Origin of the sequence: Nonomuraea thailandensis, from assembly GCF_024172165.1 — a bacterium.
Classification (GTDB): Bacteria; Actinomycetota; Actinomycetes; order Streptosporangiales; family Streptosporangiaceae; genus Nonomuraea; species Nonomuraea thailandensis.
This window is the reverse complement of the sequence record NZ_JAMZEB010000002.1, coordinates 1,486,560-1,500,028: the sequence shown is the minus strand read 5'-3', so window position 1 is coordinate 1,500,028 and position 13,469 is coordinate 1,486,560. Positions and strand designations below refer to the sequence as shown.

Sequence of the window (13,469 nt, the reverse complement as noted above, 5' to 3'; positions counted from 1 at the left end):
GGGCGTCAACCGGCTATTCATGACAAAAAAGGAACCCATCATGAGGTTGTCCACCACCGCTCGCGCCGCCGCGAGCTGCGCCGTCACGGCGATCGCCCTCACCACGCTCTCCGCCCCGTCCGCCGTGGCGGACACCGGCCCGTCGCACGGCGGCAGCGTCGTGGAGATCCAGACCCACGCCGACAAGTGTTTCGACGTCGCCGGCATCAGCGCCGAGGACGGCGCCCCGATCATCCAGTTCGGCTGCGACGAGGAGGTCCACCAGCGCTTCAACATCCGCCGCCTGGCCGACGGCTCGGTGACCATCCAGACCTTCAACGGCAAGTGCCTCGACGTCCGGCACGGCAGCGCCGACGACGGCGCGCCGATCGTCCAGTTCCGCTGCCACCTCGGCGCCAACCAGCGCTTCCGGTTCGCGCCCGCCAGCCGTGGCCGGGTGGAGATCCGCACCTTCGCCGGCAAGTGCCTGGACGTGCGCGAAGGCAGCCTGAACGACGGCGCGCCGATCGTCCAGTTCCAGTGCCACCGCGGCGCGAACCAGCGCTTCCTCCTCGTGTCCGAGCCGTGGTTCGGCATGTGAGCAACGCGCCGGCCCGCCGGCGGCCGCAGGCGCGCACTCCAGCGCCTGCGGCCGCCCCGGCCAGCGTGGACATCGTCATCCCCGTGCTCAACGAGGAGCGCGCGCTGCCGGGCTGCGTCCGGACGCTGGCCGCCTACCTCGACGCCTTCCCGCTGCCGTGGCGCATCACGATCGTCGACAACGGCAGCACCGACGGCACCTGGCGGGTCGCCGCCGCGCTGGCCGGTGAGCTGGAGCGGGTGCACGCCCGCCGGCTGGACATCCGCGGCCGGGGCGCGGCGCTGCGGGCCGCCTGGCAGGACAGCCCGGCCGACATCGTCGCCTACATGGACGTGGACCTGTCCACCGACCTCGACGCCCTGTTCCCGCTGGTGGCCTCGGTGGCCAGCGGCCATTCCGAGATCGCCATCGGCACCCGCCTGGCGCCAGGCGCGCGCACGCGCCGCTCGCTGCGCCGCGAGGTGGTCTCGCGTAGCTACAACGCCCTGCTCAGGCACGGGTTCGGGGTCCGGTTCAGCGACGCGCAGTGCGGGTTCAAGGCGGCCAGGACGGACGTGGTGCGGCCGCTGCTGGGCAAGGTCGCCGACGACTCGTGGTTCTTCGACACCGAGCTGCTCCTGCTGGCCGAGCACAACGGGCTGCGCGTGCACGAGGTCCCGGTCGACTGGATCGAGGACACCGACTCGCGGGTGCGCGTCGTCAAAACCGCCATCGACGACCTGAAAGGGCTGGCCAGGGTCGCCTGGGCGATCTCCAGGGGGCGGGCCAGGGTGGAGGTGGCGCGGCCGGAGCCGACGCCCACGCACCCCGACGCGGTGGTCGCCCGGGCCCGGGAGGCCACGTTCCTGTCGTTCGCCGTGGTCAACGCGGTCTCCTGCGCGCTGTACGCGCTGGTCTACCTCAGCCTGCGCCAGTTCTGGTCCCCCGCCGCCACGAACCTCGGCGCGGTCGCCCTGACCTTCCTGGTGAGCGGCGCGGTCCCGCGCCGGTGGACGGTCACCCGGCTCAGGCGCGCCGCCGTGCGCGTGCGCTCCGCGGCGCGCTTCTCCATCGTGTACGTCCTCACCACCGCCGCCGTGCTGGCCGTGCCGGCGTCCGCGGGACGGGCGGCCGAGGTGGGCGCGGTGCTCGCCGCGTACGGCCCGCTCGCCCTGTCCCGCTGGATCGCCGGGAGCAGGAGGACCGGGCGGCGCTCATGGACGCGCCGCCGCCGCAAGGCGCACCGCCGGATGGCCCGCCGCATGGCCCGCCACCACCGCTTCGGTTCCATCGTCTAACAGGCGGGCGTGCCGCGCCCGCCTGTTAGCGTTCCAGGCGCTGCCGGGCGTGCCGCTCCTCCCGCTGGGTCACCTCCAGCCGCTGGCGGGCCTCCTCCAGCCTCTTGCGGGCCTTGGCCAGCTTCTTCTCCAGCCGCGCGACCTTCTCCGCCCGCTCGTCGTGCTCCTGGCGGGCGGTCCGCAGCTCCTGCAGCCACTCCCGGTGCGCCGCCTCGGCCTCCTGGCGCTCGCGGGCCTTCCTGGCCTCGGCCTCCTCCTGGGCGCGCGCCCGCGCCGCCTCGTCCCCGGCCTTCTCCTGCGTGCTCCGCTTGCGCCGGGAGACCGGCTCGCGCGGGATGGGCGCGGGCGCGAACCCGCTGTACTGCAGCGGCTTGACCAGGCGCCCCTGGCGCACCTCCGCGGCCGCTGCGGCGTCCACCAGCGCGGCGTCCAGCGTCTGGTCCACCTCGGTGCCGGCCGCCGCCGACAGCTCGCCCTCCTGCCTGGCGAGCCGGCCCGCCCTGGCGGCGACCTCGCCCCTTCGCCGGGTCAGCTCCGCCAGCGCGTCGGCGTCCTGCTCCTGCCAGGCCGCCCGCAGCCGCTCCCCCACGTCGAGGAGCTCGGCCAGCTCCCCCGGATGCTCGCGGGCGAGCCGGTTCACCGCCCAGGCGGACACCGTCGGCTTGCGCAGCCGCGCGATCTCGCGCGAGAGCCGTGCGTCGCCCGCGTCCTTGGCCGCACGGGCCTGCGCCGTGCGTGCGGCGGTGAACTCGGACGGCGGCAGCGCGTAGAGCCGGTCCGCCACCTCGTCAAGATCCACACAGGACAAATACCCCACATGCGCGATTTCCTAGCGCATAGTGGAGGCAGCGCCAGCCGAACGGAGGCCTCCGGTGTTCGAACGCTTCACCGACCGTGCGCGCAGGGTCGTCGTCCTCGCCCAGGAGGAGGCGCGGATGATGAGCCACAACTACATCGGCACGGAGCACATATTGCTCGGCCTCATCCACGAGGGTGAGGGGCTCGCCGCGCTGGTGCTCGACAGCTGCGGCGTGGAGCTCGACCACGTACGGGCCTTCGTCGAGCGCGAGGTGGGCCGCGACGCGCCCGCGCCCGGCGGCACGCGCCAGTCCGCCGCCAAGGCGTCGGCCGGGCACATCCCGTTCACGCCGCGCGCCAAGAAGGTGCTGGAGCTGTCGCTGCGCGAGGCGTTGCAGCTGCGGCACAACTACATCGGCACCGAGCACATCCTGCTGGGGCTGATCAGGGAGGGCGAGGGCCTGGCCGCCCAGGCGCTGGTGGACGCGGGGACCGACCTGCCCGACGTACGCCAGCGCGTGCTCGACCGCGTGGGCCGCGGCTCCAGGGAGCGCCCGGCCGAGATGTTCTTCGCGGGCGGCTCCATGCTGAGCGAGCGGCTCACCCAGATCCAGGACAGCCTCGACCGCATCGAGCGCCACCTGGGCATCAAGCGGGAGCAGCCGCCCGGCGGCCGGGCCGGCGCGGGCCACGACACTGGCGACGACACTGGCGACGACACGGGCGACGACACGGGCGGGGGCGAGGGCCGGGCCCTAGGCTGAGACCATCGCGCCGACCGGCAGCCGCGCCTCGATCACGCCGGGGTCCTCGGTGTAGCCGAGCGTGGCGCCCAACGCGAGCAGCAGCCGGCGCATGCGCGCGTTGTCGGCCAGCATGGTGGCTCTGACCTCGGCGTACCCGAGGTCGCGGGCCGCCCGCACGAGCATCCTGGCCATCTCCGTGCCCAGGCCGCGCCCCTGCCAGCGGTCCTCGACCAGGAAGGCCATCTCGGCGGTGCCGGGGTCGTTGGTGAACATGAGGCTGGCCATGCCCACGACCTGCCCGTCGTGCCCGGCGACCAGCGAGTATCCCCTGTTCCTGTCGCAGAGCTTGTCGAACATGCGCGGCGGCAGCGCGGGCATCGAGGTGAAGTAGCGGAACCTGCGCGACTCCGGCGAGCACCTGTCGTGCAGGTCGCGTACGGCCTCGCGGTAGATCGAGGTGAGCGGGCGGACGGTGACCTCGGCGCCGTCGGCCAGCTTGATCGCCCGCTCGGCGGTGCCGCTCTGCTCGGTCGCGGGCTGGGCGAGCCGGGCGAAGGAGGCCGCCCTGGCCGCCTCGGTAAGGGTGAACGGCAGCTCGGCGCGGCGCAGCCGGACCGAGCGGCGCGGCGCGACCGGCACGACGAGCTGCGTCGGGTCGGGGAGATCACTCACGGCCTCACCATAGACCCAGCGCGCGTCGTCCGCGCGCAGCAGCTCGGCGAGCAGCTCGGGCAGCCGCCACGGCATCGTGCGCAGCCTGGAGGCCAGCAGCAGCGCCCGGGTGGGCTCGTCGGTCAGCTCGTGGGCGGTGGCGGGCACCACCTTGACGTCGCGGCCCCCCGCCGCTTCGAGCGCCTCGCGCACGGTGTCGGGGTGGGCGGGGATGTCGGCGACGAACTCGTCAACGGTTCCGTCGGTGTCGGACTGTACGCTCAGGCCGAGGATGTTGCCGCCCCTGTGGGCCAGGGCCGCCGCGAGGGAGGCCAGCCGGCCGGGTCGCTCGTCCACCGTGGTGCGGATGCGCAAGAATCCCATGCATCTGAGCATGCAGGGCGGCTGTTACACGGCCGCTAACGACGTGTTTCATTGCGTATTTCGTCGCAAGATGCGCCGACTTATCCCGATATAGGAGGATATGTCGCCATGAGCGTGCGTGTTCCTTTGTCGTCCGAGTACGTGAACGGCGACGTCTCCTTCTGGTACCGGTCCGCCGGCCTGCCCGCCCCCGGCCCCCGGCTCGACGGCGATCTCCAGGCCGACGTGGCCATCGTCGGCGCCGGCTACACCGGCCTGTGGACCGCGTACTACCTCAAGCGCGCCCGCCCGTCCCTGAACGTGGTGCTGCTGGAGCAGGAGTTCGCCGGGTTCGGCGCGTCGGGGCGCAACGGCGGCTGGCTGACCGGCGACCTGGCGGGCTCGCACGAGCGCTACGGCTCGGGGGCCCGGCGGCTGCAGCGCGAGATGTACGCCACGATCGACGAGGTGATCGCGGTCTGCGAGACCGAGTCCATCGACTGCGACCTGGTCAAGGGCGGCGTGCTGAACGTGGCCCGCACCCCGGCCCAGGCCGCCCGGCTGCGCGAGAGCGTGGCCTCCGCCCGCCCGTGGGGCATCGAGGAGGCCGATCTGCGCCTGGTCGACCCGGCGGACCACGTACGCGTCGCCGGAGCCCTGGAGGCCTCCTGGAGCCCCCACTGCGCGCGCATCCAGCCGGCCAAGCTGGCCCAGGGGCTGGCCAGGGCCGTACGCGACCTCGGCGTGCCCATCTACGAGCGCACCCCGGTGACCGAGATCGCCCCGCACCGGGCCGTCACCCCGTACGGCACGGTGTCGGCGGGCCACGTGATCCGCGCGACCGAGGGCTTCACGGCCCGCCTGCCCCACCTGCGCCGGCAGTGGCTCCCGATGAACAGCTCCATGATCGTCACCGAGCCGCTGCCCGCGTCGTTCTGGGACGAGGTCGGCTGGCAGGGCGCCGAGCTGCTCGGCGACCTGGCCCACTACTACATGTACGCCCAGCGCACCGCGGACGACCGCATCGCCTTCGGCGGGCGTGGCCGCCCCTACCTGTACGGCTCGCGCGTGGACGCCCGCGGCCACACCCACGAGTGGACGGTCGAGGCGCTGTGGCGGCTGCTGACCGACTTCTTCCCCGCCGCCCGTTCCTCCTCGATCGCGCACGCCTGGTCCGGCGTGCTCGGCGTGCCGCGCGACTGGTGCTCGACCGTGCACGTGGACCCGGCGACCGGCCTCGGCTGGGCGGGCGGCTACACCGGGCACGGCGTGACCACCACCAATCTGGCCGGTCGCACGCTGCGTGACCTGATACTGGGCGAGGAGACGGAGCTGACGTCGCTGCCGTGGGTGGGCCGCCGGGTGCGCTCCTGGGAGCCGGAGCCGCTGCGGTGGCTGGGCGTGCACACGATGTACCGCCTGTACCGGGTGGCCGACCACCGGGAGCGGACGATGCCGCGCACCTCGGTGCTGGCCCGCTTCGCCGACCTCATCACGGGACACTAGAAGGGACACCCCCCATGGACATCCTCTTCCGAGGCGGCCGCGTCTTCACCCCGCGGGGCGTGGCGGCACAGGCCGTGCTGGTGCGCGACGGCGTGATCGCCGCCGTGGGCGCGGAGAGCGACCTGGCGCGGCGGCCGCACGAGACGGTTGACCTGAACGGCGGTCTGCTGACGCCGGGTTTCATCGACGCGCACATGCATCCGGTTCAGGCCGGGCTCGAACGGGCGAAGTGCGATTTGTCAGAGGTATTCGGCCTTGACGCCTACATTGAAAAGATCGCCGACTACGCCGCGAAAAATCTTGATAAAGAGTGGATTGATGGCGGCGGCTGGGACATGTCGGCATTCCCCGGCGGCCTTCCCCATCGCGAGCAACTCGACTTCCTCGACCGTCCCGTCTACCTGATCCAGCGCGACCACCACGCCGCCTGGGTCAACACCGCCGCCCTCGCCAGGGCCGGCATCACCCGCGACACCCCCGACCCGGCCGACGGCCGCATCGAGCGCGACGCCGCCGGCGAGCCCACCGGCGTCCTGCACGAGGGCGCCATGGACCTCGTCGGCCTGCTCACCCCCCGCCCGACCGCCCAGGACCTCCTGGACGCGCTGGCGGACGCGGAGCGGCACCTGTTCTCGCTGGGCATCACGGGCTGGCAGGACGCCATCGTGGGCTCGTACGCGGGCTCCGACGACCAGCTCCCCACCTACCTGGCGGCGGCCCGCTCCGGGAAGCTGCGGGCCCGCGTGGTGGGCGCGCTGTGGTGGGACCGCACGCGGGGCGCCGAGCAGATCGAGGACCTGGTGGCGCGCCGGGCCTCCGCCGAGGGGCTCGACCGGTTCAGCGCCACCTCGGTCAAGATCATGCAGGACGGCATCACGGAGAACTTCACGGCGGCGACGCTGGAGCCGTACTGCCTGTGCGGGGGCACGGGCCTGTCGTACGTGGACCCGGGCAAGCTGCGGGAGTACGTCGCCGAGCTGGACCGGCACGGCTTCCAGGTGCACTTCCACGCCATCGGCGAGCGCGCGGTGCGCGAGGCGCTCAACAGCCTGGAGCACGCGGACCCGGCCAACCGGCACCACATCGCCCACCTGCAGATCATCGAGCCGTCCGACGTGCCGCGCTTCGCCGCGCTCGGCGTCACGGCCAACCTGCAGCCGCTGTGGGCCACCCACCACGCCCAGATGGACGAGCTGACGCTGCCGTACCTGGGCGAGCCGCGCTCGTCGTGGCAGTACCCGTTCGCGGACCTGCTGGCGCACGGCACCCGGTTCTGCGCGGGCAGCGACTGGCCGGTCTCGAACGCCGACCCGCTGCAGGGCATGCACGTGGCCGTCAACCGCACCGAGCCGGGCAGCTCGGTGCACGCCGGTTACCCGACCGCGCAGACGCCGTTCCTGCCCGGCCAGCGCATCGACCTGGCCACGGCGATGACCGCGTACACGGCGGGGTCGGCCTGGATCAACCGCTCGCCCGCCGGCGCCATCGAGCCGGGCCGCCCGGCCGACCTGGTGGTGCTCGACCGCGACCCGTTCGAGCTCCCGCCGGGCGACATCTGGACCACGCGGGTCCGGATGACGTTCGTGAACGGCGAGCCGGTCCACGAACGCCCCTGAGAACGGCGAAGGGGCCCCGGGAGTCACTCCCGGGGCCCCTTTCGTCTACGCCTGTCTACCAGGGGGACTTGTTGTTGCGCAGGCGCTCCAGTGCCTCCTCGAGGATCGCCTTGCCGTCCTTGTCGCTCCTGCGCTCCTTCACGTAGGCCAGGTGCGTCTTGTACGGCTCGTTCTTCGGCGGGGCAGGCGGCGCCGCTTCGTCCTGTCCGGCAGGGAGGCCGCAACGGGGACAGTCCCACGTCTCGGGGACCGCCGCGTCGCTGGCGAAACTGGGGCGCGTCTCGTGCATGTTGGCGCACCAGAACGAGACCCGCACTCTCGGAGCCGCCTCGCCGCGCTCGGCCTCCCCCATCGGGCCGGCGCCGACTCGGCTGCCACGGATCGCGTTGCCACTACCCACGGATGAACTCCTCGCTCGATCGCCCCGCGTACAGACACGGGGGGAGAATCACTGTCACGCGTTTTGACTAGGTGCTCAGGGCCTCATGAGCAGGCCGAGAGCGATGATGCAGACGAACCAGATCGTGCCCGTGATCACGGTCAGCCGGTCGAGGTTGCGCTCCACCACCGAGGAACCACCGAAGTTCGACGAGAAACCGCCGCCGAACATGTCAGACAGGCCACCACCCTTGCCCTTGTGGAGCAGGACGAGCAGGATCATGAGAAGGCTCGCCAGGATGAGGGCGATGGAGATTCCGATTTCCACGGTATGCCTGTTCCTTCAATGCTCTGTTACGCGTGACGATTCAGACTTGCCTCTTGAGGGTACGACCTGATGTCAAGTCGCACCCCCGGAACGGCTCAGTTAGCCGGGCATATCGGAGAATCGGCAGATCTTCGCGAACTCGTCGGCGTCGATGCTGGCACCGCCCACGAGGGCGCCGTCGACATCCGCCTGAGCCATGATCCCCTTGATATTGCCTGACTTGACCGAGCCACCGTAAAGGATACGGATCCCAGAGGCCACTTCGGCGTCGTAGAGCTCAGCGAGTCTCACCCGCAACGCTCCGCACGCCTCCTGGGCGTCCTCCGGGGTGGCCACCTCGCCGGTGCCGATCGCCCACACCGGCTCGTAGGCCACCACTATCGATTTTGCCTGCTCGGCGGTGATTTTGCGCAGCGCACCGTCGAGTTGAGCGAGACAGTACGCGATGTGGCCGCCTTCTTGACGCACCGACAGCGGCTCCCCCACGCACAGGATGGGGGTCACCGAGTGCCGGTAGGCGGCCTGCACCTTGGCGTTGACGAGGTCCTCGTCCTCGCCGTGGTACTGGCGGCGCTCGGAGTGCCCGATGGTCACGTACGTGCAGCCGAGCTTGGCCAGCATGGCGCCCGACACCTCACCGGTGTAGGCGCCGGCGTCGTACTGCGACAGGTCCTGGGCGCCGTAGACGATCCTGAGCTTGTCGCCGTCGACCAGGGTCTGGACGCTGCGCAGGTCGGTGAACGGCGGCAGGACGGCGACCTCGACCTTGTCGAAGTCCTTGTCGTTGAGCGCGAAGGCCAGCTTCTGGACCAGCTTGATGGCCTCGAAGTGGTTGAGGTTCATCTTCCAGTTGCCGGCGATGAGCGGCTTGCGCTGAGCCAACTAGTCCTCCAGAGCCGCGAGTCCGGGAAGGGTCTTGCCCTCAAGGTATTCGAGACTGGCCCCGCCACCGGTGGAGATGTGCGAGAAACCGTCCTCCGGCAGGCCCAGCTTGCGCACGGCCGCCGCGGAGTCGCCGCCGCCCACCACGGTGAAGGCGCCGGAGTCGATGAGCGCCTGGGCCACCGCCCTGGTGCCGCCGGAGAACGCGTCGAACTCGAACACGCCCATCGGCCCGTTCCAGAACACCGTCCTGGCGTCGGCCAGCTTCGAGGCGAACAGCTCGCGCGTCTTCGGCCCGATGTCCAGGCCCTCCCGGTCGGCCGGGATGTCTGTGGCCTTCACCACGTCGTGCTCGGCGTCGGCGGCGAAGGCGACCGCCGCCAGCACGTCGACCGGCAGCACGAGCTCGACCCCGCGCTCCTCGGCCTCGCTGAGGAAGCCGCGCACCTGGTCGAGCTGGTCCTCCTGGAGCAGGGAGTGGCCGACCTCGTGGCCCTGGGCCTTGAGGAAGGTGTAGGCCATGCCGCCGCCGATCAGCAGCCGGTCGACCTTGGTCAGCAGGTTGGCGATGACGCCGAGCTTGTCGGAGACCTTGGCGCCGCCCAGCACGACCACGTAGGGCCGCTCGGTGTCCTCGGTCAGCTTCCGCAGCACCTCGACCTCGGCCACGACGAGCCCGCCCGCCGCGTGCGGCAGCAGCCTGGGCACGTCGTAGACGCTGGCGTGCTTGCGGTGCACCGCGCCGAAGCCGTCGCCGACGTACAGCTCGGCCAGCCCGGCCAGCTTCGCGGCGAACTCGCCCCGCACGGCGTCGTCCTTGGACTCCTCGCCCGGCTCGTAGCGGAGGTTCTCCAGCAGGGCCACCTGGCCGTCCTGGAGGGCCTCGACCGTGCTCCTGGCGCTGTCGCCGACCACGTCGGTGGCGAAGGCGACGTCCTGGCCGAGCAACTCGCCCAGGCGCGCCGCCACGGGCCTGAGGGAGTACTTCGGCTCGGCCTTGCCCTTGGGCCTGCCCAGGTGGGCGCAGACGACGACCTGGGCGCCGCGCTCCACCAGGGTCCTGATGGTCGGCACCGACGCGCGGATGCGGCCGTCGTCGGTGATCGTCTCCCCGTCGAGGGGGACGTTGAGGTCGGCGCGCACGAGCACGCGCCGCCCCTTCACGTCGAGATCGTCGAGCGTGCGCATGCTCATGCTCCCGTTCAGCCGTGCGCTCAGAGGCCGCGGCCCACGAGCTCGATCAGGTCGGCGAGACGGTTGGAGTAGCCCCACTCGTTGTCGTACCAGCCGACGACCTTGACCTGGTTGCCGATGACCTTGGTGAGCCCGGCGTCGAAGATGCAGGACGCGGGGTCGGTCACGATGTCGGAGGAGACGATCTCGTCCTCGGTGTAGGTCAGGATGCCCTTGAGCGGGCCCTCGGCGGCCGCCTTGAACGCGGCGTTGACCTCTTCGACGGTGACGTCGCGGCCGACCTCGACGGTGAGGTCGGTGGCCGAGCCGGTGGGGATCGGCACGCGCATGGCGAAGCCGTCGAGCTTGCCCTTGAGCTCGGGCAGGACCAGGCCGATGGCCTTGGCGGCGCCGGTGGAGGTGGGCACCACGTTGAGCGCGGCGGCGCGGGCGCGGCGCAGGTCCTTGTGCGGGCCGTCCTGAAGGTTCTGGTCCTGCGTGTAGGCGTGGATCGTGGTCATCAGACCCTTCTCGATGGTGAAGGTGTCGTGAAGGACCTTGGCCAGCGGCGCCAGGCAGTTGGTGGTGCAGGACGCGTTGGAGACGATGGTGTGCTGAGCCGCGTCGTAGGTGCCCTCGTTGACGCCCATGACGACCGTGACGTCCTCGTTCTTCGCCGGGGCGGAGATGATGACCTTCTTGGCGCCATTGTCGGCGTGCACCTTGGCCTTGGTGGCGTCGGTGAACAGGCCGGTGGACTCCAGCACGACGTCCACGCCGAGCTCGCCCCAGGGCAGCTTGCCCGGGTCGCGCTCCGCGAAGACCTTGATCGCCTTGCCGTCGACGGTGATCTCGTCGCTCGAAGCCTTCACCTCGTACGGCAGGCGGCCCAGGATGCTGTCGTACTTCAGCAGGTGCGCGAGCGTCGCGGTGTCGGTCAGGTCGTTGACCGCGACGATCTCGATGTCCTTGCCGCTGGCGGCGACAGCGCGCCAGAAGTTGCGACCGATGCGGCCGAAGCCGTTGACGCCTACGCGGATGCTCACGGGAACCGAACTCCTCGAACAGATGGCGGGCTGAAACCTCAATCACGAACCTTATCGGACCCAAATTGGTTTAGACCACTGCAGGTCCTGCGGCGCGAATCACCGTTCTGGCGGCACGTTTTGCGAGGTTCGAGTAAAGTGCCCGACTCGTCGGAGTAAATTCGTGCATTCTCTGGGGGCTGAGATGTCACATAAGCGGTCCGGCCTGCTCTGGGGGCTCTTCACGGGCCTGCTCGCCGCACTCGTCTGCGCGGCCGGCCTGGGGGCGGCCATCCTGTTCCAGCAGCGGCTGCCGAGCGCCGTCATGACGTTCGGCGGCGGGCTGCCCGTCTCGCTCGGGCTGTCCCTGCTGATCGCCGTCATGGTCGCGCTCGCCATCGGCGCCGTCCGCCCACGCAGCCTCGTCCTGCCGCCCCTCGCCGCCCTGTACGCGGGCGGCGCGGTGGCGGCCGGCCAGATCACGGGCAAGGCCGTCATGGACGGCGCCGCCCTGCGCGCCCCGGATCGCTCCGGTGCCGGCCTGAGGGCCGAACTGGGGGACGTCACCCTGGACAACCTCAACGCGGGCCTGGGGGACGCGCTGTCGCTGTACCGGGGCACGCTGACGGAGACCTGGGCGGCCTGGCTGTGCATCGCCGTGGCCGCCCTGGCCGCCTTCGCCCTGGTCACCCTCAGGGTCGCCCGCGTCCGCCGCGCCCAGCGCGCCGAGGAGGCCGCGGCACAGGCGGAAGAGGACCAGGAGCCGGAGTACCGCGCCCCCTTCGAGCCCGCCCAGCAGCCCGCCCCCAAGCCCGCCACCGACCTCTTCACCCCCCGCGACCCGGCCAGAGACTGACAGCCGGGCCCGGCGACCCGGCCGGCCGCTGACACCGGGCGGCCGGCGACCCCAACGGCTGCCGACCTCGCGGCCCGCGTTCTGACCGGAAACCGGCCTTCGGTGGCCGACCCGGCGGTGTGCTGACGTCCGGCGGCCTGCCACGAGCGCGGCACGTGGGCCGGATCACCACGCCCACGGCCCGCTGTGCGCGCGTGACGGCGGCCCGCCACCTCCGCCGGAGGAGCGTCTGCCTGGACAGAGCCCGGCCACGTGCGGCGGCTGGGCCCTGCCAGGCTTGCCGTAACAGAAGAACCGGGCCCGCTCTACGGGGCGAGCATGTCCACGGTGAGATTCGCCTCGGTGTTGGGGATGCCCAGGTCGGACGCCCGCTTGTCGGCCATCGCCAGCAGCCGCCGGATGCGGCCGGCGATGGCGTCCTTGGTCAGCGGCGGGTCGGCGATCTGCCCCAGCTCCTCCAGCGACGCCTGCTTGTGCTCCACCCGCAGCCGCCCCGCCACCACCAGGTGGTCGGGCGCCTCGTCACCCAGGATCTCCAGCGCCCGCTGCACCCGCGCGCCCGCCGCCACCGCGGCCCGCGCCGAGCGCCGCAGGTTGGCGTCGTCGAAGTTGGCCAGCCGGTTCGCCGTGGCGCGCACCTCGCGGCGCATCCGCCGCTCCTCCCAGGCCAGCACGCTGTCGTGGGCGCCGAGCCGGGTGAGCAGCGCGCTGATGGCGTCGCCGTCGCGCACCACGACCCGGTCCACGCCGCGCACCTCGCGCGCCTTGGCGTGGATCTTCAGCCGCCGCGCCGAGCCCACCAGCGCCAGCGCCGCCTCCGGCCCCGGGCAGGTGACCTCCAGCGACATGGATCTGCCCGGCTCCGTCAGCGAGCCGTGCGCCAGGAAGGCGCCGCGCCAGGCCGCCTCCGCGTCGCAGGCGGCCCCCGCCACCACCTGGCGGGGCAGGCCGCGCACCGGGCGGCCGTGGTTGTCGATCAGGCCCGTCTGGCGGGCCAGCGCCTCACCGTCGCGGTAGACGCGCACCACGTAGCGGGAGCCCTTGCGCAGCCCGGCGGGCGCGAGCACGAGCACCTCCGCCTTGTGGCCGAACACCTCGCCGATGTCCTTGATCAGCCGCCGTGCGGTGGCGTTGGTGTCGAGCTCCGCCTCGATCACGATGCGCCCGCCCACGAGATGCAGGCCGCTGGCGAACCGCAGCAACGTCGAGACCTCCGCCTTCCGGCAGCACGGCTTGAGCACCGGCAGGCGGCTCAGCTCGTCTTTCACCACACCTGTCATCGCCATGCGT

13 protein-coding genes and 1 pseudogene are annotated in these 13,469 nt (G+C 71.8%); 6 read left to right on the top strand and 8 right to left on the bottom strand.

All coding sequences use genetic code 11. The annotated features are described in order from the left end of the window. The first annotated feature begins 40 nt into the window (after window positions 1-40). Window positions 41-580, top strand: coding sequence for an RICIN domain-containing protein (locus tag HD597_RS10995; protein WP_253741903.1), 540 nt, complete (start codon window positions 41-43; stop codon window positions 578-580). Next, entirely contained in the window at window positions 577-1,857 is a 1,281-nt protein-coding gene (locus HD597_RS10990) for a glycosyltransferase (protein ID WP_253741902.1), read from the top strand. Before HD597_RS10995 ends, HD597_RS10990 begins: the two co-directional genes overlap by 4 nt. A gap of 25 nt (window positions 1,858-1,882) precedes the next feature. On the opposite strand, the gene HD597_RS10985 is transcribed toward HD597_RS10990, so the two are convergent. Next, window positions 1,883-2,656, bottom strand: a complete 774-nt coding sequence (locus tag HD597_RS10985) for a hypothetical protein (protein ID WP_253741901.1) — start codon at window positions 2,654-2,656, stop codon at window positions 1,883-1,885. A gap of 73 nt (window positions 2,657-2,729) precedes the next feature. Between HD597_RS10985 and HD597_RS10980 the strand changes: the two are divergent. Continuing rightward, a pseudogene (locus tag HD597_RS10980) lies at window positions 2,730-3,299 on the top strand (Clp protease N-terminal domain-containing protein); the annotation flags it as partial. A 111-nt stretch (window positions 3,300-3,410) separates the two neighbouring features. Here HD597_RS10980 and HD597_RS10975 read toward each other — a convergent pair. Beyond that, window positions 3,411-4,436, bottom strand: coding sequence for a GNAT family N-acetyltransferase (locus HD597_RS10975; protein WP_253741900.1), 1,026 nt, complete (start codon window positions 4,434-4,436; stop codon window positions 3,411-3,413). 108 nt (window positions 4,437-4,544) lie between these two features. Here HD597_RS10975 and HD597_RS10970 point away from each other — a divergent pair, with 108 nt between their 5' ends. Together HD597_RS10970 and HD597_RS10965 are read left to right on the top strand one after the other, a co-directional pair. Then, the gene (locus HD597_RS10970) at window positions 4,545-5,921 is read left to right on the top strand and encodes an NAD(P)/FAD-dependent oxidoreductase (RefSeq protein WP_253741899.1); all 1,377 of its coding nucleotides are present in this window, start codon (window positions 4,545-4,547) and stop codon (window positions 5,919-5,921) included. A 14-nt stretch (window positions 5,922-5,935) separates the two neighbouring features. After that, on the top strand, window positions 5,936-7,537 hold the full coding sequence (locus HD597_RS10965) for an amidohydrolase (protein WP_253741898.1): 1,602 nt from the start codon (window positions 5,936-5,938) through the stop codon (window positions 7,535-7,537). A gap of 55 nt (window positions 7,538-7,592) precedes the next feature. Here the strand turns inward: HD597_RS10965 and HD597_RS10960 are convergent, their stop codons facing one another. From HD597_RS10960 to gap, 5 genes are all read right to left on the bottom strand, one after another. Next, window positions 7,593-7,937, bottom strand: coding sequence for an RNA polymerase-binding protein RbpA (locus tag HD597_RS10960; RefSeq protein ID WP_148433012.1), 345 nt, complete (start codon window positions 7,935-7,937; stop codon window positions 7,593-7,595). Window positions 7,938-8,012: 75 nt separating this feature from the next. Continuing rightward, complete coding sequence (gene secG / locus HD597_RS10955; RefSeq protein ID WP_080037067.1) at window positions 8,013-8,243, bottom strand: preprotein translocase subunit SecG; 231 nt, start codon at window positions 8,241-8,243, stop codon at window positions 8,013-8,015. A gap of 99 nt (window positions 8,244-8,342) precedes the next feature. Then, window positions 8,343-9,125: a triose-phosphate isomerase gene (gene tpiA / locus HD597_RS10950; RefSeq protein ID WP_253741897.1), complete on the bottom strand. Its 783-nt coding sequence runs from the start codon at window positions 9,123-9,125 to the stop codon at window positions 8,343-8,345. Further along, window positions 9,126-10,313 carry a phosphoglycerate kinase gene (locus tag HD597_RS10945; RefSeq protein WP_276082885.1) on the bottom strand — a complete coding sequence of 396 codons (1,188 nt, stop codon included), beginning with the start codon at window positions 10,311-10,313 and terminating at the stop codon, window positions 9,126-9,128. It abuts the gene before it with no gap. Between the two features lie 26 nt (window positions 10,314-10,339). Further along, window positions 10,340-11,344: a type I glyceraldehyde-3-phosphate dehydrogenase gene (gene gap, locus HD597_RS10940; RefSeq protein WP_253741895.1), complete on the bottom strand. Its 1,005-nt coding sequence runs from the start codon at window positions 11,342-11,344 to the stop codon at window positions 10,340-10,342. A gap of 184 nt (window positions 11,345-11,528) precedes the next feature. Here gap and HD597_RS10935 point away from each other — a divergent pair, with 184 nt between their 5' ends. Further along, window positions 11,529-12,179 (top strand): hypothetical protein, encoded by a 651-nt coding sequence (locus tag HD597_RS10935; RefSeq protein WP_253741894.1) that lies wholly within the window; start codon window positions 11,529-11,531, stop codon window positions 12,177-12,179. A gap of 305 nt (window positions 12,180-12,484) precedes the next feature. On the opposite strand, the gene whiA is transcribed toward HD597_RS10935, so the two are convergent. Then, window positions 12,485-13,465 carry a DNA-binding protein WhiA gene (gene whiA, locus HD597_RS10930; RefSeq protein WP_138670245.1) on the bottom strand — a complete coding sequence of 327 codons (981 nt, stop codon included), beginning with the start codon at window positions 13,463-13,465 and terminating at the stop codon, window positions 12,485-12,487. Window positions 13,466-13,469 lie beyond the last annotated feature (4 nt).